12 protein-coding genes and 4 pseudogenes are annotated in these 20,458 nt (G+C 42.2%); all 16 read left to right on the forward strand.

All coding sequences use genetic code 11. The annotated features are described in order from the left end of the window. The first annotated feature begins 4 nt into the window (after nt 1-4). A pseudogene (locus B853_RS22265) lies at nt 5-797 on the forward strand (PP2C family protein-serine/threonine phosphatase). Continuing rightward, nucleotides 794-1,925 (forward strand): annotated as a pseudogene (gene tssA / locus B853_RS22270) (type VI secretion system protein TssA). Before B853_RS22265 ends, tssA begins: the two co-directional pseudogenes overlap by 4 nt. Before the next feature lie 12 nt (nt 1,926-1,937). Continuing rightward, nucleotides 1,938-2,462 carry a type VI secretion system contractile sheath small subunit gene (gene tssB, locus B853_RS22275; protein WP_038886812.1) on the forward strand — a complete coding sequence of 175 codons (525 nt, stop codon included), beginning with the start codon at nt 1,938-1,940 and terminating at the stop codon, nt 2,460-2,462. Beyond that, a complete protein-coding gene (gene tssC, locus B853_RS22280; protein ID WP_038886814.1) occupies nt 2,462-3,955 on the forward strand; it encodes a type VI secretion system contractile sheath large subunit in 1,494 nt (497 codons plus the stop codon). Before tssB ends, tssC (B853_RS22280) begins: the two co-directional genes overlap by 1 nt. Nucleotides 3,956-4,007: 52 nt before the next feature. After that, nucleotides 4,008-5,513, forward strand: a complete 1,506-nt coding sequence (gene tssC, locus B853_RS22285; protein ID WP_038886815.1) for a type VI secretion system contractile sheath large subunit — start codon at nt 4,008-4,010, stop codon at nt 5,511-5,513. Between the two features lie 10 nt (nt 5,514-5,523). Further along, complete coding sequence (locus tag B853_RS22290; protein ID WP_038886817.1) at nt 5,524-6,318, forward strand: type VI secretion system accessory protein TagJ; 795 nt, start codon at nt 5,524-5,526, stop codon at nt 6,316-6,318. Nucleotides 6,319-6,321: 3 nt separating this feature from the next. After that, entirely contained in the window at nt 6,322-6,783 is a 462-nt protein-coding gene (gene tssE / locus B853_RS22295) for a type VI secretion system baseplate subunit TssE (protein ID WP_038886818.1), read from the forward strand. Beyond that, the gene (tssF, locus tag B853_RS22300) at nt 6,780-8,603 is read left to right on the forward strand and encodes a type VI secretion system baseplate subunit TssF (RefSeq protein WP_038886820.1); all 1,824 of its coding nucleotides are present in this window, start codon (nt 6,780-6,782) and stop codon (nt 8,601-8,603) included. The genes tssE and tssF overlap by 4 nt, the downstream gene beginning before the upstream one ends. Continuing rightward, on the forward strand, nt 8,600-9,565 hold the full coding sequence (gene tssG / locus B853_RS22305; RefSeq protein WP_038886822.1) for a type VI secretion system baseplate subunit TssG: 966 nt from the start codon (nt 8,600-8,602) through the stop codon (nt 9,563-9,565). The genes tssF and tssG overlap by 4 nt, the downstream gene beginning before the upstream one ends. Nucleotides 9,566-9,576: 11 nt before the next feature. After that, nucleotides 9,577-12,132 (forward strand): type VI secretion system ATPase TssH, encoded by a 2,556-nt coding sequence (gene tssH / locus B853_RS22310; RefSeq protein ID WP_038886824.1) that lies wholly within the window; start codon nt 9,577-9,579, stop codon nt 12,130-12,132. A gap of 207 nt (nt 12,133-12,339) precedes the next feature. Then, nucleotides 12,340-12,819, forward strand: a complete 480-nt coding sequence (locus B853_RS22315; protein ID WP_038886696.1) for an Hcp family type VI secretion system effector — start codon at nt 12,340-12,342, stop codon at nt 12,817-12,819. A 47-nt stretch (nt 12,820-12,866) separates the two neighbouring features. Next, complete coding sequence (gene tssI / locus B853_RS22320; RefSeq protein ID WP_038886697.1) at nt 12,867-14,702, forward strand: type VI secretion system tip protein TssI/VgrG; 1,836 nt, start codon at nt 12,867-12,869, stop codon at nt 14,700-14,702. Between the two features lie 9 nt (nt 14,703-14,711). Then, nucleotides 14,712-15,004 (forward strand): annotated as a pseudogene (locus tag B853_RS22325) (PAAR domain-containing protein). A gap of 1 nt (nt 15,005) precedes the next feature. After that, nucleotides 15,006-15,836, forward strand: coding sequence for a hypothetical protein (locus B853_RS22330; RefSeq protein WP_128827018.1), 831 nt, complete (start codon nt 15,006-15,008; stop codon nt 15,834-15,836). 125 nt (nt 15,837-15,961) lie between these two features. Further along, nucleotides 15,962-17,101 (forward strand): exonuclease SbcCD subunit D, encoded by a 1,140-nt coding sequence (locus B853_RS22335; RefSeq protein ID WP_038886699.1) that lies wholly within the window; start codon nt 15,962-15,964, stop codon nt 17,099-17,101. Between the two features lie 9 nt (nt 17,102-17,110). Continuing rightward, nucleotides 17,111-20,166, forward strand: a pseudogene (locus B853_RS22340) (AAA family ATPase). The last annotated feature ends 292 nt before the right edge of the window (nt 20,167-20,458 follow it).

Below are 20,458 nucleotides of genomic sequence, written 5' to 3' on the forward strand. Positions count from 1 at the left end.
TAGAGTGAATTGGAATTATTTTACATTTGCGAAGAGCCACGCCGGCAAGGTAAGACCATACAACGAAGATGCTTTATTGGATATGACCGAAAAAAGAGTCTGGGTTGTTGCTGACGGAATGGGGGGGACACTGCGCTGGTGATATCGCAAGCCAGATGTTAGTTGATCATATTGAGCGCAGAATTATCGACGACGATGTAAGCAGTATTGATGATTTGAGAGTCACAATACAACAAGCAAACGCGGCTATATATCAATACGCGCAATCGGAACTAGATGGGGCAACAATGGGAACAACTTTGACATTGTTATTCATCAATGATGGTTACTTTCATTGCCTGTGGGTTGGAGATAGCCGAATCTATCAACTCAGGCACAATGTTTTTACTCAGAAAACTCGTGATCATAGCCAAGTAATGGATTTGGTTGACCAAGGCTTACTGGCGTTGGAGGACGCAGAATCACACCCGCTAGCGAATGTAATAACTAGAGCAATTGGTGTTGATGAATATGTCACTATTGATCAGGTTTCTGGTCAACTTTTGGACGGTGACCAATTTTTGCTATGCAGTGATGGATTAACGAAAGAACTTAGTGACCAAGAGATTAAAGCTACGCTACAAGCTGATACGGTGAGTCAAGCTGGGCTAGCGCTATTGCATTCAGCTTTGGTGAGAGGGGCGAGTGATAACGTCACTTGTACGATCGTAAAAGCGCGTAGCGATAAAGTCGCGTTGGAAGTCGATGGTAACAATGATGCGACGATTCCTGTCTTTATGAATGGAGGCTCTAGATGAATACCAACTCTCATTTGTTTGATTGGTATGAGGCTGCATTGGAGCCAATTAAGGGTAGTTTGGCTACCGGAATTGATCCCAGAGAAGATGTTTCCCCGCAGTCCGCATACTATCGATTAAAAGATCAACGTATGCTTGCCCGAAATGAAGAACGTAATGCAATCATCGAAGAAGAATCCATATTGCTCCATAGCGGGTTATGGCGAGTATTCTTGGAAGAGGTGCCTGATGTCTTGTCAAACCAAGCCAAAGACCTTGAGTTTGTCGCTTGGCTAATAGAAGCATTGACTCGATTGTATGGGTTTAGAGGGATGGGTATCGGCTATGAGCTAGCAACCGGTTGGTAGATACTTACTGGGATGATATCTATCCCATGCCTGATGAAGATGGGATGGAAACGCGTATCTCCTCGCTAATTGGTCTAAATGGGATTGAGTCAGAAGGTACGCTAATATTTCCAATTGCTTCTATTCCTTTAACTGAAATGGGCATTGATCAGGCATTTGCCTATTGGGAGTATCAACAGGCCGTAGACTTAGAGCGATTAGATGAAGATAAGCGTCGTTATAAGGTTGATGGGGGAGCGATTGAACTGGCTAAGATTCTTGAAACGGTAAAAACGACCTCTGATGAGTTTTATGTCGATTTAATAGCCGACCTCGAGTATGCAATTGCTTCATTTAGTAAATTTTCTGAAACGTTAGATAAAGCTGTTGGTGATGTAACACCTAGCTCTTACATATCTCAAAAGTTAGATTCAATACTCTCGGCACTTAAGCATGTGCTTGGGGGGGGCGTTACCCAAGCCAAAGGGGAAAGGCAGAAACCATCAACGATGAGCTTGAACAAGATTATGTTCCAGAAGAGATTATTTCTCAGGTCGACTCAACAGAGCTGTTAGCAACCAATATGCGCTCGAGAGAGCAGGCAATCAATCAGTTACAGAATGTCGCGGATTTTTTCCGTGAAACGGAACCTCACTCACCAGTTTCTTACACCATCGAGCAAGTGATTCGTTGGTGTGGAATGCCTCTGCCAGATTTATTGGCGGAACTAATTTCCGATGGGGATGCAAAAAACAGCTATTTCCGTCTGGTTGGCATAGCAAATCAAAACAATGAAGGATAAAGGGAGAACGGTATGACGAGTATCCACTCGAAACTATCACGAGTAAGGAAGCCTCGTGTTCACATTACCTATGATGTTGAAACAGAAGGCGCAACGCTTAAAAAAGAGCTTCCTTTTGTTGTAGGCGTGATGGGGGACTTTGCTGGACAGAACACTTCGGAGTTAAAGCCTCTTAAAGATCGCCGATTTATTCAAATTGACCGGGATAATTTTGATGATGTGCTAAAGAAAATGAGTCCATCTGTTCGGTTCAAGGTTGCGAATAAGTTAGCGAATGACGACTCGGAATTCGCAGTAGATTTGAGTTTTAATTCGATGCAAGACTTTGAACCCGCGGCAATTGTTAATCAAGTTGATCCCTTGCGTAAGCTAATGGAAACAAGAAATAAATTGAGAGATCTGATGACCAAAGTCGATCGATCTGAAGAGTTGGAAAATATCCTCGAAGATGTTCTGAATAATACCGACAACCTTACGAAGTTGGCACGAGAGCTAAAACTTGGTAAGCAGGAACCAAGTAAAGAGGGGGCTGAATAATGAGTACTGAACTTGAAAAGCAACTCGATCCAACAGTAGAAGAGCAGTCTTACTCATTTTTGGAGCAAGCGATTGGAGCTACTAAGCAAACGGAAGCTTCTCGTGCAGAAGAGTTGATTAAAACTCTTACTGAAGAAGCTATGAAAGGTACCGTCTCGTGGAATAAAAACCTAACAGTTACTTTTCGTGAAGCAATAACTCTACTAGACAAGCAGATTTCGGAGCAGTTATCTGAAGTCATGCACCACCCGGAATTACAGAAGTTAGAGGGTTCTTGGCGTGGGTTAAACTATCTAGTGATGAACTCAGAGACAAGCTCTTCATTGAAAATTAGAATGATGAGTACAACCAAGAAAGAGTTGCACAAAGATTTGAGTAAAGCGGTTGAGTTTGACCAAAGCCAGATCTTTAAAAAAGTCTATGAGTCAGAGTTTGGTAGTGCAGGCGGCGAACCATATGGCGCTCTTATCGGTGACTATGAGTTTACAAATCATCCGGAAGATATCGAAACACTTCGTCTAATGTCGAACGTAGCGGCTTCTGGCTTTTCTCCATTCCTTTCCGCAGCATCACCTGCTTTATTTGGTTTCGATGAATGGACTGAGCTCTCTAAGCCTCGTGATCTTGAGAAAGTCTTTGAATCACTTGAGTATACTCAGTGGCGTTCTTTTAGAGAAAGTGCGGATTCACGCTTTGTAAGTTTGACGATGCCAAAAGTACTTGCTCGATTACCATATGGCGAAGCGACCTCACCCGTTGAAGAGTTTGGGTTTGAAGAGTTTGATGTAGATGCGGTTTCAGGCGTCGCCGTCAATGCGGAGCACAATGATTACTGTTGGATGAACTCTTCATATGTGTTGGGTGCAAAATTGACAGATGCATTTTCAAAATACGGTTTCTGCACCGCGATTCGAGGCGCTGAAGGTGGTGGGCGTGTAGAAAATCTACCAACTCACTTCTTTATGAGTGACGATGGTGATCCGGACATGAAGTGTCCAACTGAAATTGGTATTACTGATAGACGCGAAGCGGAGCTAGGTAAGCTTGGGTTTTTACCACTGTGTCACTACAAGAATACCAATTATGCTGTTTTCTTTGGCGCTCAAACCTGTCAAAAACCTGCTAAGTATGACTCACCAGATGCAACAGCAAATGCTGCTATCTCAGCTCGACTACCTTATATGATGGCAACTTCACGTTTTGCACATTACTTAAAAGTGATGGCGCGAGACAAGATAGGTAGTTTCATGGAAGCTGAAGATGTTGAATCATGGCTAAATCGATGGATCCTCAGTTATGTCAATGCGTCCGAAGGCGGTGGGCAAGAGATCCGTGCGAAATACCCTCTGGCGGATGCTCGTGTACAAGTGAAAGAGATTCCTGGAGCTCCAGGTTCATACAACGCGGTCGCTTGGTTAAAGCCATGGCTACAAATGGAAGAGCTAACGACCTCTTTACGTTTAGTCGCTAAAATTCCCCAATCAGGTGGATAACAGCCTAGTGCGCAACAAGCTCTGTTAATAATCGAAGAGTACTTATTAGGTCATGAATACGAAATCTGGATTGAATTTTGTTGAACCGACTCAGTTAAAACACGAGTTTGTCGACAGTGGTCATGCAGAACTAGACAGCTATTGGTTTTCTAATTTTTTAGATTTATCTGATTCAATACTCTCGGCGCGAATGTGGTTGGAAGGGTCAAAATCTGAGAGCTTGGAAATGTTTCGTCATAGCCTAATGAGTACTATCAATCATATCGATGAGCTATTACAAAATCAGTTGAATGAAATTATTCATCATCCAACATTTCAAAAACTGGAGCGCACTTGGATTGGCACGCAATATCTTTGCGAGCAGATAGACAAGCAATCTGTAGATACGGTGAAGATAAAGGTAATGAGTGCGACTTGGGAGGAGATTAGCAAAGATTCACTGAAAGCAATTGAGTTCGATCAATCTGCACTTTTCAAATTGATTTACCAAAATGAATACTCCATGCCGGGAGGAGAGCCTTTTGGTGTTTTGATTGGGGACTATGAGCTTGGAAACAATGCCAGTAAACTCGATAAAGATATCTCGGTGGTTCGTAAGATCTCTCAAAGTGCGGCTGCCGCGTTTAGCCCATTCATTTTCTCGGCTTCGCCAGAGATATTTGGTGTCGACAGGTTTTGTGATTTGTCATCGATAAAAGAGTTTTCATCTCAGTTTGAGCAAATTGAATATTTAAAGTGGCGAGAACTTAGAAATTCTGATGACTCTAAGTTTATAGGGATGACAGCTCCCAATGTCTTGTTCCGTTTACCCTATCAGTCGGATGGTTCGAGAGGTGAGCATTTCGTCTTCGAAGAACGTGTAAAGCTTTCAGACAAAGAGCTTTTATGGGGAAGTGGGGCGTATTGCTTTGCCGCAGTTGCGATCCGAGCATACCAAGAGCATGGCTGGTTTACTCATATTAGGGGAGTTAAGCAAGGGGACTATAGCCAGGGTTTGGTTGTTGCTCCAGCACGTTCGAAGCTGAAGTTAGACGCCAAAAATTACCGCGAGCGTTGTCCGTTAAATTTAAAGTTATCTGAAAAGAAAGAGCAAGCGCTTTCAGATTGTGGCTTTATCCCAATTTCTCCTGTAGCTGAAACAGATATGGTTGGGTTGATGTCTAATGTCTCCATTTATCAATCTAAAAAATACCAAGACAAAACAGTTGAAGTGAACGACAAGTTAACTTCCATGCTGCAGTATACCTTGTGTGTATCACGAATTGCTCATTACATTAAAGTGATGGGGAGAGATAAAGTTGGTAGTTACCAAGATGCGAGTGTGATTGAGAGAGATTTTCAAAAGTGGTTGCACCAATACACAACAGCCTCTGATGAAGCATCAGATGAATTGAGGGCAAAGTACCCTTTAAATGAAGCTCAAATAAGAGTGCGTGAAAAACGAGACAGCCCGGGACACTACTATTCAACTGTCCATCTAAGACCTCATTTTCAGTTAGACCAAATGGTCTCAAGTATTAAATTAATAACAGAGTTATCACCAGAACACTCTGCATAAGGAAAAAAAGATGCAATGGAAAGATCTATTAGCACAATCAGAACTAGACTCTGCTTTGAATGTGATCACCGATAATATTAAAGGTGAACCAAAAGATGCAAACCTTCGCAGCGTGTTTATAGAGTTATTGTGCATCAAGGGCGATTATGAGCGCGCAGATGAGCAGTTGATGCAGTCGATAAAGCTATTTCCAGAATACCTAGCTGGCGCTAGCCAACTAAGACACCTTGTGAAAGCCGCGCAGGCTCGTGCGGATTTTGCTTTTGGAGCCGCGTCGGCGCAAATCCTTGGAAAAAATGAGCAAATGACTAAGTCTCAGGTTGATTTAAACCTTGCTTTTACTAGCTCCAATTTTGAGCAAGCCCTAGCACTATCTCGGAAGCTTGAATCAGACAGAACCATTGAACCATTTGTCGTCAATGGTACTGAAACATTAGATGTTAGAGATATTGATGACCGACTAGGTGGCTATCTAGAACTTTTCTCAAGTAAAGGGAATTACTTCCTAGTTCCCCTTAGTAGTGTTGTGTATTTAGAGTTGAAACCCGCCCAAACAATCCTAGAAAACATTTGGCGACCAATAGAATTTGATATTGAAGGATTAGGTGAAGGGGAAGCTCATATGCCTTTAACCTATATTGACTCTGAGAGTAATGCTCAGAAACTCGGACGGGAAACAGATTGGAAACCGTTTGGGGAAAAAGTTTTTCTTGGTCAGGGGCAAAAATGTTGGCTAGTCGGTGATGATTCGTTACCAATCTGCAATCTAACTACTCTGGAGCGTCAGGTTGAGGTACCACAGTAGAATATGGTCGGTGCATCAATAATCGATAAGCTAATAGATAGTGAGCCTTCATCTCGAATCGAAAAAGACTTTCCGATCACACAGCAATGTGTTCTTGATAACTTATTGAGGGATTTAGAAGCAATGCTTAACAGCCGTATTGGTTGGACGGCATTACCTGATGATTTGTTGGAATTGCGTTATTCGATACTGAACTATGGTTTACCTGATTTTTCATCAATGCCATACAGTAGCCAAGATGGTCAAAAGCAGTTGTGTGACATTGTAAGCACTGCAATTAAAGAGTTCGAACCTCGTTTGAAAGAGGTATCTGTATCCATTGCAAATGAAAATAACTCAATAGACCGCTCTCTAAGTTTAAGAATTGGTGCGGTGTGCTTGATCGACAAAAGCATGCACAAAGTTACGTTTAATTCTGCAATTGAACCAGTCAGCCTAGGAATGAAACTGAGTAAAGCAAAATGAGCGAAGATTTTCTAAAGTATTATAATCGTGAACTGGCTTATTTACGCCATAAGGGACAGGAGTTTGGGGAACAGTACCCTAAAATTGCCTCTAGGCTACGAATTAGTGAAGAACAAGTAGATGACCCTCATGTTGAACGTTTACTCGAAGGCTGTGCTTTTTTAACCGCTAGAATCAGGCAGAATTTAGACAACAGTTATCCTCAGTTTACTGAAGCCTTAGCTGGGCAGCTATTTCCGGATTTTCATGCTCCAATTCCATCAATGTCGATCATAAAAATGCGTTGCTCTGACTCTACCACAGATCATTTTGAAGTACCGGTAGGGGAAAAGGTAGTAATAGGAGCCCCTGGCTTTAAAGAATGCGAGTTTAGAACGTGTTATCTCACTAAGATGTACCCAGTTGAAGTGGTGAATAGCTCGTTCGAAAACGCACCTGTAAAGCCGGTAGGATCGAGATGGGAATCGAAAGCGCAATCTATGCTAAAGGTCTGTCTTTCATCAAATGATGAGGAAAGTTCATTAGCCGATTTAGGTGTTGAATCTCTAAAGTTCTATCTAAATGGCCAACCTCAACTATCTTTGCGACTTTATCAGATGGTATTTCAACACTTGATTGGGATTTCATTCGTTATTAATGGCAAGGAAGTTCATTCCGTTTCGAAAAGATGTATTAAAGAGGTTGGATTCTCCGATTCAGATCGAGTTGTACCATATAGTAAAAGAAGCTTTTCAGGATCGCGTTTGCTTGTTGAGTACTTACATTTTCCTCAAAAATTTATGTTTTTTGAGCTAGATAAACTCCAATACGACTCGATTGGTAGCACTCATGAGTTGGAGATCAATTTCTATTTTGATGTAAGTGACGATTGGCTACCTAAACAAGTGGGTGAGGATAGTCTCATGCTTGGTTGTACACCAATCATCAATTTGTTCCAAAGTACGATGGAGCCCCATCGATTAACACCTTCGGATTATGACTATCATTTGGTTCCTCAATACCAAGATGCAGAGAGCACAGAAGTTGTTTCTATCTCTGATGTGACCTTAAGAAACTGGAATAAAGCATATAAAAACCTCCCTAGTTATTACTCTGGTGAGCATACCCATTACCTAGGAAGTGGTGAAATATACTGGCTGATGAGGAGAGAAGATAAGAACTGGGCAGGGGGATATGATGAACCTGGGCGAGAAACCTATTTGTCTTTCGTTGATAAAAAGCATCAAATCTTTGCTCCCGAAAGTAGAGAAAATTGGTTGATGTATGTCCAAGCTAAATGTTGCAATCGAAACCTTCCTCAAAAGTTACCATTTGGTGGCGGGCTTCCCGAAGTAGCCTTACCCGACGTAAATGACAATTTTTCTAGTGTGAAGTGCCTCACTTCTTTATCTGCAACCATTAGACCAGAAATGGATGAAAGCACCCGTTGGCAGTTAACCAAGCTTCTGACTCTGAATCACTTTTCTGGCGAAGATGGGTTATCTACATTAAAGCAGACACTAAACCTCTTCGCTTTCAATGGTACAGCAGAAACAAAGGCGCTGGTTGATTCATTAGTTCATCTTGAATATGAGAAGAGCACGGGACGTATAAGCGCTGGAGGCAAAGTGGGCTTTGCGCATGGAATCAGAATTACGCTGATGATTTCCGACCAAATCCTACCGCCAGAGCAGATTTTTCTATTAGGAAGTGTACTGTCTATTTACTTTTCTCAATACGCTGAAGTCAACATTTTTACCCAGCTAGAGGTAAAACTTAAGTCGACCAGTAAGCGCTTTCATTTATGGCCAGCGATGACAGGAGAGAAGCCACTCCTATGAATGCAGAACCGTTCTTTGACGAAATAACTAAGCATCCCTTGTTTGAGGCTCTTCACCTTCTCGAGTTTGAAGTCTTAAAGCGTGAGGCTCAAATAGGGACCGATGCTCTTCCAAAAAATGAACGCATTAATCTGAAAGTCAATGCAAAACTAGGGTATGAGAACAACCAAGTTTGTCGTGTTGAACAGGGAGGCAACGACCGTTTAGAAGTCAAAACAAACTTGATTGGGCTGATAGGAGAGCAGGGCGTTCTACCGCAACACTATAGTGAGCTTGCACTAACGAGGCTGCGAGAGAGCGATTCAGCAATGGTCGACTTTTACGACATTTTTAACCATCGCCTGCTCTCATTGTATTATCGAAGTTGGCAGTTAAGTCAGGTAACGGTCCAAGTACGAGCTCACTCGAGAATGGAAAGGTCACCTTATGCAGACTGCTTGAATTCAATCTCCAGCGATAATAGTCATTTAGCGCAACACTTTGGCGGTTATCATTCTTCACCAGTTAAAAGTAAATATGCGTTGAAGAGCATTATCGAATCCTTAGCAAGTTGCGACGCAAAGGTTCATGAATTTAAAGGGCAATGGCTGTATCTGAAGCCGAAAGAGCAGACTCGTTTAACATCTAACTCAAATCCAGAGGGGCAGTTTTCTCAGCTAGGAAATGGCGCATCAATTGGAAAACGAGCATGGGATATTAATGCCAGTGCAACAATAGAGCTACTTCCAGAGAAGTCAGAACAAGTGAGCGAGCTCCTTCCATTTCATGCTCGGCTAAAAACAGTCAAGCGTGCCGCATCAGCATTCATAGGCGAACACAAACAGCTTCACTGGAAGCTAACAACACAACATAGCATGCTTCCTAAAGCGCGTCTGTCTAAGCAACAAGGGCAGCTAGGTTTTGGCTCTGTTTTAAAAAAACATGATCGTACAGAAGATCGTGAAATAACAATTAATATTTAAAGGGAAATAAAATGGCTTCGTTATCATTATCAGCGTTGGTTGAGCGGTTGTCACCTCATGCTAAAGAAACATTGGAACAAGCAGCGGCATTGGCAAGCTCGCGGACTCACCATAGTATTGAATTATCCCATTGGCTTACAGCAATAATTCAGCACCCAGAAGATCTCTATTTAGATGTGTTCGATAAGTTAGATATAGATAAGCAAACGGTACTGAATGAATTACTCACTCAGTTGGAAAAATATAAGACAGGATGTGAAACAGTCCCTGGTTTATCTGCACATACAGTGACCGTTATGCAAAATGCATTTATGGCTGCAACTATTGAGTTCAAGCAAGATAAGATGACTTGTATTCATGTGCTATACGCTTATTTGTCTGATGATACGCTGATTAATATGTTGAGTGCGGTGAGCCCTGAATTAAGTCAAATCGATCCAAATAAGTTGTTAAATCTTGGAGAGCATACCGAAAGCAAAACACATGTGAGCCAGACCGCTGGTGGAGCTTTAGAGCAGTTTACCATTGACCTGACTGAGCAAGCACGACTGGGACTTATTGACCCTGTGATAGGTCGAGATGATGAAATCAGGTTAATGATAGATATTCTTCTAAGGCGTAGGCAGAACAATCCCATTTTAACTGGTGAGGCTGGTGTAGGTAAAACTGCAGTGGTCGAAGGTTTAGCGCAGAGAATAGTCGATAAAGATGTTCCCCCTGCTTTGCAAAATGTATCGGTCAAGTCTCTTGACCTAGCCCTTTTGCAAGCTGGTGCGGGTATGAAAGGGGAGTTTGAAAATCGTTTAAAAAATCTAATTAAGGAAGTTAATCAATCAGTTGATCCTGTCATTCTGTTTATTGATGAGGCTCATGGACTTATTGGTAGCGGTGGACAAGCTGGTCAAGGTGATGCAGCCAATATACTCAAACCCGCTTTAGCTCGAGGGGAACTCCGAACGATTGCTGCAACAACTTGGGCAGAATACAAGAAATACTTTGAAAAAGATGCAGCCTTAACTCGGAGATTTCAAGTTGTCAAAGTTGACGAACCATCCACTGAGTTAGCGATTGATATGTTACGAGGTTTACTGACGGTTATGGCAGACCATCATGACGTATATATTACTAGCCAGGCTTTGGCCTCTGCTGTTCAACTTTCTGCTAGGTACATTAATGGTCGCCAACTCCCGGACAAGGCAGTCTCTGTTCTTGATACGGCTTGTTCTAGGGTTGCGTTGAGTCAGTCATCAACGCCAGGATTGCTCGATTCTAAACGCAAGAAATTAACCTTGAAAGAAGAAGAACTCACCCAGTTATCTAAGGAAGCTTTATTTGGTTCAGATCTCGGGCATAACGTTGGCCAAGTCGGTAACGAAATTGAGGTGTTAAAGGGAGAAATAATAGCGCTAGAAGAACGTTGGCGTGAAGAAGTTGAGTGGGTCTCTCAAGCAAAAGCATTACGTCTAAAGATAACCGAAGATGGTTCAGATGAAGATAGACGAGAGCTAGTGGAAATAGAAGAAAAACTGTCTCTTAGTGCAGACCCGCTTGTATTCTCGCATGTGAATGAAACCTTAGTTGCGGAAGTTATATCAGACTGGACTGGTATTCCACTTGGTAAACTTCAAAATGATGAAATTGAAGCGGTATTGAACCTGAAAGACAGTTTGTGTGAAAGAGTCGTTGGGCAAGATCATGCTTTAGAGGTTATGGCAGAAGTAATAAAGACTGCCCGAGCTCAACTTATGGATGAGACTAAACCTAATGGTGTCTTCTTACTAGTCGGGCCAAGTGGTGTAGGCAAAACAGAGTCTGCACTAGCTATCGCGGAGAAGGTCTATGGGAGTGAAGATAGTGTCACGACAATCAACATGTCTGAATTTAAAGAAGAGCACAAAGTTTCCTTACTATTGGGTGCTCCACCTGGGTATGTCGGCTATGGTGAGGGAGGAGTTCTTACTGAAGCCGTAAGGAGAAAACCATATAGTGTAATTTTGCTTGATGAGATGGAAAAAGCTCATCCTGGAGTACAAGATATTTTTTATCAAATCTTTGATAAGGGAATCATTAAAGATGGCGAAGGACGTGATATTGATTTTAAGAACACGATTATAATCATGACTGCTAATACAGGTTCTGATACGACTACCACTTTGTTTAGTGATCCAGAACTTGCGCCAGATCCTCAATCACTAAAAGAAGCGCTACGTGAAGACTTACTTAAGGATTTCAAACCAGCGTTTTTAGGGCGAGTCAATATTTTACCATACGTACCACTTAGCAAATCAGTATTGATTAATATTAGTCAGCTAAAGATTAATAAGATAAAAGCGCGTGTTTTGGACCATTATGGTGCAACTCTTACAGTTACAGATGATTACATCTTACATCTAGTAGAAAGTAGCAATGAATCTGAAAGTGGTGCGAGGGCCATTCAAACTATGATGGAAAACCTTCTTCTTCCTCGAATTTCTAATGAAATATTGTCGTCAGTTCTCAGTAATAAGAAAATTAAAGATATTTTTGTGGATTATACCAATGATGATTTAATTGTCTCAGTTTCTTAACATCTGTTTCATTGGGAAAGTAAACTGAGAAGAGAATCGAATTAAATTAAATTTAAGTAATTCAGTGCTTAAAAACAGAACAAAATAAAGTTATAAAAGTTTGTATTTAAAACTAACCTTTTGATACATGAATCAATAATCATTTCACTTAGCTGATATGATTTTAATATAGTTAAATGTCAATTATTAATGCTATAGGAGATTAGCATGCAGTCTAATACGTATCTTAAATACGCAGATATTAAAGGTGAGGCAACTGCTGAGCAATACAAGGATTTAATCACACTGCTATCTGTTGACTGGAGTGTGGGTCGTGAGATTTCGTCATACACTGGTACAGCAATGGATCGTGAAGCCAGCGCGACTCGTTTGTATGACCTTACTATCACTAAACTTCAAGATCGTGCTTCACCAGATTTGTTTAAAGAAGCAACGATCGGTAAAGGTAAACCTGCTGTTTTCCACATCACGAAGCAGGGTGAGAAAGTAGAAGAAATCATGAAGATCGAACTTACAGATGCAATGATTTCAAACTACTCAGTATCAATTCAAGATGACCGTCCAATGGAAACAATCACTATTTCCTACACAGAAATGATGATGACAGTGACACCGACGGATGATAAGAACAACACTTCTGCGCCACTTGTATATGGCTATAGTGGTGTTAAAGGTCAACAAATGTAATTTGGCTGCGGGGGCAAATGCCCCCGCTATTTTTAAAGAAGTATGTAATGAAAAAAGCAACACAAGATAATAACTTTATAAGCATCTCTACTCCTTTTGGCAAAGATGCCGTTATTTTGAATTCCTTTGAATACAGAGAAAAGGCTTCAGAGCTTTTCTCATTGCGTGCCAATGCCTACTTTAATGGTCAAAAAGGTGAACTAAATAGTATTATTGGCAATGAGGTTGTCATCACACTAGAGAATAATGAAGATGTTTCTTCTCAACCAAGATATTTTCATGGTGTTGTTTCAAGAGCAAAACTAACTGGAACAAGAATAAGTAAAGAAAATGATGGCGAGAACTATAAGAACATAGAGATTTTTATTGAACCTAAATTTAGATTTTGTCAATACCGTGTTAATTGCAGAGTTTTCCAAAACAAAGACTTGAAAGAAATTATTTCTGAAGTTTTGTCGGAGCATGGAGTTTTGTTCAGCTTCAAGTTAAATAAAAGTTACCCCAAATATACTTATAGAGTTCAATACGAAGAGTCTGACTTAAGCTTTGTAAAGAGAATATTGGCTGAAGAGGGTCTATCATTCTGCTTTGTGCATTCGAAATCTTCTCATACTATTGAAATATTTGATGATGTAAGCTACTACAAGCCAGGGGTGGAATTTATGGTAGACCATGACAGTGGTACTGCCAGCGCAAGTCACATATCTGCCTGGAGTGAAAGCCAAGCTATTGCTACGAAAGCAAGCCATAAAACGGGTTTTAACATGTTAAAGCCAGCGGCTTTCCCGAAAAACAGTGTAAATGGGGCTTCGGCGTTATTTACCATTCCCTCCAGTGAGCACTTTGAATATATGGGAGAGTCCGAGACTGCCGACCATTATGCTTCTAGGAATATGCATGCAATTGAGTCAATTCAACAAAACATATACTTGTGTGGTGGAGAAGCGACATGTCGAACCTTTACAGTTGGTAAGTGCTTTAAATTTAAAAAACATGAAGATAAATCTCGAATAGGCAAAGAGTACGTTTTAGAGTCTGTTGTCTTATCAGCTTCTGTTTTCAACCAGACTGGCCAAGGCGGTACCGCCTCTCAAGGGGTAAGGGTTGCATTTACTTGCGTTGATTCGACAACGATTTTGCGTCCGGCAGTAAACTATGTGAAACCGGAAATAAAAGGGCTACAAACCGCAATTGTGACTGGTAATAAAGATGGTGAGATATACATTGATAAACATGGTCGAATTAAGGTCCAGTTTCACTGGGATAGGAAAGGCAAGTACGATGTAAACAGCTCTTGTTGGATTAGGGTCGCTCAGAATATCGCTGGCAATGGTTGGGGAGCAGTTTTTCACCCTAGGGTTGGTCAAGAAGTAATAGTTGAATTTGTTAATGGTGACCCCGATCAACCAATAGTTACTGGGGCTCTATACAACGGTAGTCAGTTACCTCCTTATTCGTTACCAGAGCAGAGTTCACAAAGCGGTTATAAATCGCGTTCTATCCAGAAAGGCGCTAGCAACTTCAATGAGTTACGCTTTGATGATAAACCAGGTGAGGAACATATTTACCTTCACGCCGAAAAACTCTTTCAAATGCTTGTTGAAGATAATGCTGAAATCTCAATAGAAAACTGTCGAACCGAGCAGGTTACTAATGATTCGATGCAAACTATAGGTAAGAACCTGTCAGTTGAAGTAGGCGAGAACTATTCCGGAGATATCGGGAAGTCACTTGCCTTAAAAGCGGGTAAGAGCATTGAAATTAAAGTCGGAGGGGCATCAATAGAGATGTCTAGCTCTGGAGAAATTAACATCAAAGGGAGCAAGATATCTATTAATGGATCTGCGATTGCTCTAAAAGCGGGTCAAATCTCTCTTAACTAAGGAGGAGTCATGGGTAAGCCTTCGGCAGTAATTGGTAGTTTTCATGTCTGTCCTAAAAAAACAGGAAAGATCCCTCATGTTGGTGGGCCTGTAGTGATGGGATCCCCCAATGTTAAAATTGGGGGGGGATTCCCGCCGCAAGACAAGGAGACAAGCTAGTATGCGTTGGACCGCCAGACAGTATTTCCGCAGGTTCATCTAGTGTAAAAATCAACGGAAAAGCAGCAGCTCGCGCTGGTGATGCAACCTCCCATGGAGGACGAATTGTCATAGGAAACCCAACTGTACTCATTGGTGGTTAAATTGGCGTTAGGTTTTGAAACACAGGTGATATGTTTAAATGGCCACGAATTCTCTAGCATTAAACCGCTCTTCGACTTTGCTGATACCAACATCTCAATGTCTATGAATCCGCTGGAGTATCATTTTGATAGTAGACCGAGCGAAACTATCAGTTCCTATTCGCTACAGCTTAAGAATTTCTTTATTAAAGGAACTTTGATTGTTCTTTTACCCGCCGATACTAAAAAGCATGAAGTTCAATCCACGATGCAAATGCTAAGAGCGACAGTTGAATTTGAAAGTGATACTAAATTTCAAATATATCCATACGGAAATGCATCTTTCTTGCTAGCGCTTTCTCATATTGAAAGAGCAACAAAGCAAAACGATTGCTGGATCTTGGCTATACAGCCAGCTACCAATCAGGCACCAACAAAGCTTAACAACGGTGCGCTCATCTTAGCTAGAGCGTTCCCTTGTGATACAGGACTTGAGTGTTTGCCTGCTAGAGTTGACCTCGCAAGCTCCACTAATCAAAGCGCGATTGGCAAGGTAGTGTCGCAGCTATCATTCAGAAGTAGTTCCTTGTTTACCTCGCTCTCCTTATCTCTCGATGCTAATGAGCCACTTTGGTTAAATTCAATAAAGTATCTGGCTCCTTGGATAACGGAAGCTACGAACTACGAATTTCTAGATGCTAAATTGGGCTCTCTTGGTGCATGTGGTGGCTTGTTGAAAGCAATAAATGCATTCGAGAAACAAATTAGGCAGCCCGAAAAAGGCTTTCATCAATTACAGCTAGATATCGAGCCTAGAGGGTACGTAGTTGGTACAACATATACGTGGGTTTGAGTGTTGAAAAACGTATAGCTTTATTTGCTGTGTTACTTGATAAACCACATGAAAAGCATACGAACTCACGATATCCTAGAGGGATAATAAGATAGCGCCATATTGATGGCAGAAAGTGAATTCGAATGAAGTTTATCCATACCTCAGATTGGCACCTTGGCCGACAGTTTCATAACGTCTCTTTGCTTGACGATCAGCAAGCCGTTCTTGACCAGTTAATCCAATACATTGAAAACAACCCTGTTGATGCGGTGGTGGTTGCTGGTGATATTTATGACCGTTCTGTCCCACCAACCATTGCGATTGAACTACTTAACAAAGTAGTGAAGCGAATCTGTGGTGAGCTAAACACGCCGATGATTTTGATTTCTGGCAACCATGATGGTGCAGAGCGTCTAGGTTTTGGTTCAGAACAAATGAAAAACGCGGGTCTTCACATCATCAGTAACTTCGAAGACATGCTTACCCCTGTTGTTATTGAAACCGAAAGCGCAGGGAAAGTGGCTTTTTATGGCATGCCTTATAACGATCCTGAGCAAGTCCGTTTTGCCTACCAAGAACCCGTTTTGACCCACGATCAAGCGCACAAGTTACTTGCTGAGAAAATCACTGAGCAGTTCCAATCAGAGCAACGAAACGTTTTAGTCAGCCACTGCTTTGTCGATGGTGCCATTGAGTCTGAATCTGAGCGTCCACTTTCGATTGGTGGTTCTGACCGCGTCAGTCACGAGCATTTCCTAAACTTTGATTATGTGGCGTTGGGGCATTTGCATCAGCCACAGAAAAAAGGCGAAGAATACATTCGTTATTCTGGTTCACTGATGAAATACAGCTTTGGTGAACAAAACCAAAAGAAAGGTTTCACGCTGGTGGAAATTGACCAAAACGGGTTTGTCTCGGCCGAGCATGTTGACCTTGCTGCACCTCATGAGATGCGAATCGTTGAAGGTGAACTTGAACAAGTAATAGAGCAGGGCAAAACCGATCCGAAAAACGAAGACTACTTGTTGGTACGTTTGATGGATAAGCACGCAATCTTAAACCCAATGGAAAAGCTACGTACTGTTTACCAGAATGTTTTGCACCTAGAAAAACCGGGAATGTTAATTGGTGTCGAGCAGGAAATGGCGCAAGCGAAGTTGGCGAGAAGTGAGATAGACATGTTCCGAGACTTCTTCACGGAAGCGCAAGACGGCCAGTTATCGCAAGAACAATATCAAGCGATCAGTGACATCATTAAACAACTTTCTCAGCAAGCTCAGTAAGGACCAAACATGAAACCCATTAAACTGACAATGCAGGCTTTTGGTCCGTTTGCTCAAACAGAAACGATTGAATTCGACAAGCTGGGAACTAACCCTCTTTTTCTTATCAATGGTCCTACTGGTTCGGGTAAAACCTCGATTCTCGATGCGATTTGTTTTGCGCTTTATGGTGAAACAACGGGTAACGAGCGTCAAGGCATTCAAATGCGTTGCGATATGGCAGCGCCAACGTTATTGACCGAAGTGACGCTAGAGTTCTCTTTACACGGCAAGTCTTATCGAGTAATTCGCTCACCAGAACAAGAAGCACCAAAGGCGCGTGGTGAGGGTATGACGGTGCGTAAGCATACCGCAGCTTTGTATGAGATTACGGACGAAGAAAAGCTCATCACTAGCAAAACAACGCAAGTAAAGACAGAAGTGACCAATATTATTGGCTTGAACGAAACTCAGTTCCGCCAAGTGATGGTGCTGCCACAAGGTAAGTTTCGAGAGTTGTTACTTGCGACGTCCAAAGAGCGTGAAGAGATCTTTGGTCAGCTATTCCAAACGGATATCTACAAGAAGATTGAATATGCGCTGAAAGACAAAGCGAGTGCCATTAGCAAAGCCAAAGACGAGTTTGATAACCAAATTCGAGGCGCACTGCAGGTTGCTGGTGTTTCTTCCGAAGTGGAGTTAACAGAGCAGCGTGAAGCGTTATCTGTTCAATTTGAATCTGTACAAAAGCAAGAGCAAGAATCTCTGGCGCAATTAAATGCGGTCAAAACTGATCTGCAAAAAGCAGAAGCATTGAGCAATGAGTTTAAAAAGCGCGAGCAAGCCGAAATTGCATTGAAGCAACATTTGGAACAGAGCGATGCTGTCTCATCACGTCAATTGCAGTTAGACAATGCGAAGAAGGCAAGCAAGGTTGAGTTGCCTTATGTCACGTTACAAAACGCCTCAAAACAAAAGCAAGAACTTGAGCAAAAGGTGACTAAGCTTTCTCAAGATCTTACAGTGGCAAATGACGCGGTAAAATCCAAAGAAAGCGCATTGCAAACCGCGAAAGAACAAGCCGCACAATTGCCAAAACTGACAGAGCAGCAATACCAACTTGAAGGCATGAAAGGAAAGTTGGTTGAAAAGTCAGAGCTAGAGAAAGCCATTAACGCAGGTTTGACGCAAAAATCCGAGTTTGAAGCAACACTGAAGAAATATAGCGCTCTGAAAGAGAAGTTAACGCTAGAGGCGCAACAAGGTCAGAAGTTACTGGACCAAGCTCGAGTCGATGTTGCAAGTATTGGCAGTGTAGAGGCTGAGATAAACAGCAGCAACGTTTGATGCAAGATCTACAGAAGATCACAGGGTTAAACCAAGAGCTGGCGAAATTGGATACGTTGGCGCCTAGTAAACAAGCTTCGGTTGACCAAGCAAAAGCGCGGTACGTTGAACTTCAACGCTCAGCAGATACACTTGAATTGAGCTGGCACAATGCTCAAGCCGCTGTATTGGCTCAGCGCTTACAAGCCGGTGAAATGTGTCCGGTGTGCGGTAGTGTAGAGCACCCTCAACCCGCTCAATTTGTTGGTGAAGAGGTCACTAAGGATCAAGTTCAGCGCGCTCGAAACACAGAGCGAGAAGGGCAAGTCGCGCTTAACCAATTGAGCAATCAGTTGGAGCAGCACAATATCGCAGTCGGACAATACAAACAGCAGATAGAGCAACTATCCGTTGAACTTGGCCAAAACGCATCAATGGATTTAAGCGCGTTACAAGCGTCCATGCAGCAGCTCAATGAACGTTTACAGCAATTGTCATCGATTAACTTGGTTCAGTTGGAACAAAGCGTCAATGAGTTAAACCAGCGTTGTGTTACTGGGGAAGGTAAGATCAATGATCTGCAAAACCAGATGGCAGCGAATGAATCGACGATAAAAGTGAACCACGAGCAATTGGCTAAACTCTCAGCTTCGTTAGATGCTAAGTACTCTTCCCTTGAAGTTCTTGAGCAAGACATTGTTGCGATTCAAAAACAGATTGCGGAGTTAAATTCCGCTTTAGAAAATGCACAAAATCATTTGCAACAAGCGGTGCTTGCGAAGACCAATATTGAAAGCCAACTGACAACCAATCAACAGTGGTTGAATGAAGCGCTCGATCGTTTGAGCACAGCCAAAGCTGATTGGGAGCAAGCGTTGCAGGCGAGTGCATTCGAGGATGAAGCGCAATTCCTAGCATGTAAAGTTGATGAAGCCGAGATGCAGGTTTGGCAGCAAGAAATTGAGGCGTTCAAACAGACTCAAATCAAGCTAGAACAGACCTTGGCAGACTTGAGTTCCACGTTGAAAGACTTGGCGTTGCCTGATTTAGAAGGTCTTAACGTTAAATTAAACAGTGTTCAGCAAGGTTATGTTGAAGCGCGTAATCAGCTTGATAGCACGCGCTCTTTGTTTGAACGTCTAGAGAAAGTCCACAATGACATCGCGACGTTACATGATAAGAACACTAAGTTAGAAGACGAATATAAAGTGTTTGGTACCTTGTATGACGTTGCTAGCGGTAAAACGGGTAGTCGTATCAGTCTGCACCGATTTGTCCTTGGTGTGTTATTAGACGATGTATTGATTCAAGCGTCACAGCGTTTAAGTCTGATGAGTAAAGGTCGTTATATCTTGGCTCGTAAAACTGAAGGCTTCAAAGGTGCGGCAGGACGGGGCTTGGATTTGGTAGTTGAGGATAGCTACACAGGTAAAACGCGCGATGTTGCGACGTTATCAGGTGGTGAATCTTTCATGGCAGCGTTGGCATTAGCGCTCGGTCTATCTGATGTTGTGCAGTCTTACAGTGGCGGTATTCGCTTGGATACGCTGTTTATTGATGAAGGTTTTGGCAGCTTAGATCCGGAATCTTTGGATCTTGCGATTCAAACCTTGGTCGACTTACAACAAACGGGTCGCATGATTGGCGTGATTTCTCACGTATCTGAGCTGAAAGAGCAAATGGCGCAACGCATTGATGTTGAACCGTCGCGACTTGGTTCTACAGTTTCTGTGAAGTCTCAGATGGCATTTGATTCTTAATCAGTACTGGAAAATATGAATAAACAAAAAGCCCCGCTAGATTACGGTGTAAAATAGCGGGGCTAATTATATGGTCCGCCTCACTCTCAAGCCCTACGCTTAGAGTAGGCTCTCAGAACGAGGTGAACCATATGTCTACCATTCACATCTTAGGTATCGATTTAGGCAAGCACTGCTTTCATGCGGTTGGCAACAATCACACTGGCAAAGACGTTATTCGCCGTAAGTTTAGTCGAAGCCAACTACTCCGTTTCTTATCTGTACTTGAACCTACCATCATCGCTTTTGAAGC

Origin of the sequence: Vibrio rotiferianus CAIM 577 = LMG 21460 (genome assembly GCF_002741985.1) — a bacterium.
In the GTDB taxonomy this organism is placed as follows: Bacteria; Pseudomonadota; Gammaproteobacteria; order Enterobacterales; family Vibrionaceae; genus Vibrio; species Vibrio rotiferianus.

What these genes read in the sequence shown, in the direction of transcription:
- tssB (WP_038886812.1), top strand. Translation starts at nt 1,938, where the DNA reads ATGACGAGTATCCACTCGAAACTATCACGAGTAAGGAAGCCTCGTGTT.
- tssC (WP_038886814.1), top strand. Translation starts at nt 2,462, where the DNA reads ATGAGTACTGAACTTGAAAAGCAACTCGATCCAACAGTAGAAGAGCAG.
- tssC (WP_038886815.1), top strand. Translation starts at nt 4,008, where the DNA reads ATGAATACGAAATCTGGATTGAATTTTGTTGAACCGACTCAGTTAAAA.
- B853_RS22290 (WP_038886817.1), top strand. Translation starts at nt 5,524, where the DNA reads ATGCAATGGAAAGATCTATTAGCACAATCAGAACTAGACTCTGCTTTG.
- tssE (WP_038886818.1), top strand. Translation starts at nt 6,322, where the DNA reads ATGGTCGGTGCATCAATAATCGATAAGCTAATAGATAGTGAGCCTTCA.
- tssF (WP_038886820.1), top strand. Translation starts at nt 6,780, where the DNA reads ATGAGCGAAGATTTTCTAAAGTATTATAATCGTGAACTGGCTTATTTA.
- tssG (WP_038886822.1), top strand. Translation starts at nt 8,600, where the DNA reads ATGAATGCAGAACCGTTCTTTGACGAAATAACTAAGCATCCCTTGTTT.
- tssH (WP_038886824.1), top strand. Translation starts at nt 9,577, where the DNA reads ATGGCTTCGTTATCATTATCAGCGTTGGTTGAGCGGTTGTCACCTCAT.
- B853_RS22315 (WP_038886696.1), top strand. Translation starts at nt 12,340, where the DNA reads ATGCAGTCTAATACGTATCTTAAATACGCAGATATTAAAGGTGAGGCA.
- tssI (WP_038886697.1), top strand. Translation starts at nt 12,867, where the DNA reads ATGAAAAAAGCAACACAAGATAATAACTTTATAAGCATCTCTACTCCT.
- B853_RS22335 (WP_038886699.1), top strand. Translation starts at nt 15,962, where the DNA reads ATGAAGTTTATCCATACCTCAGATTGGCACCTTGGCCGACAGTTTCAT.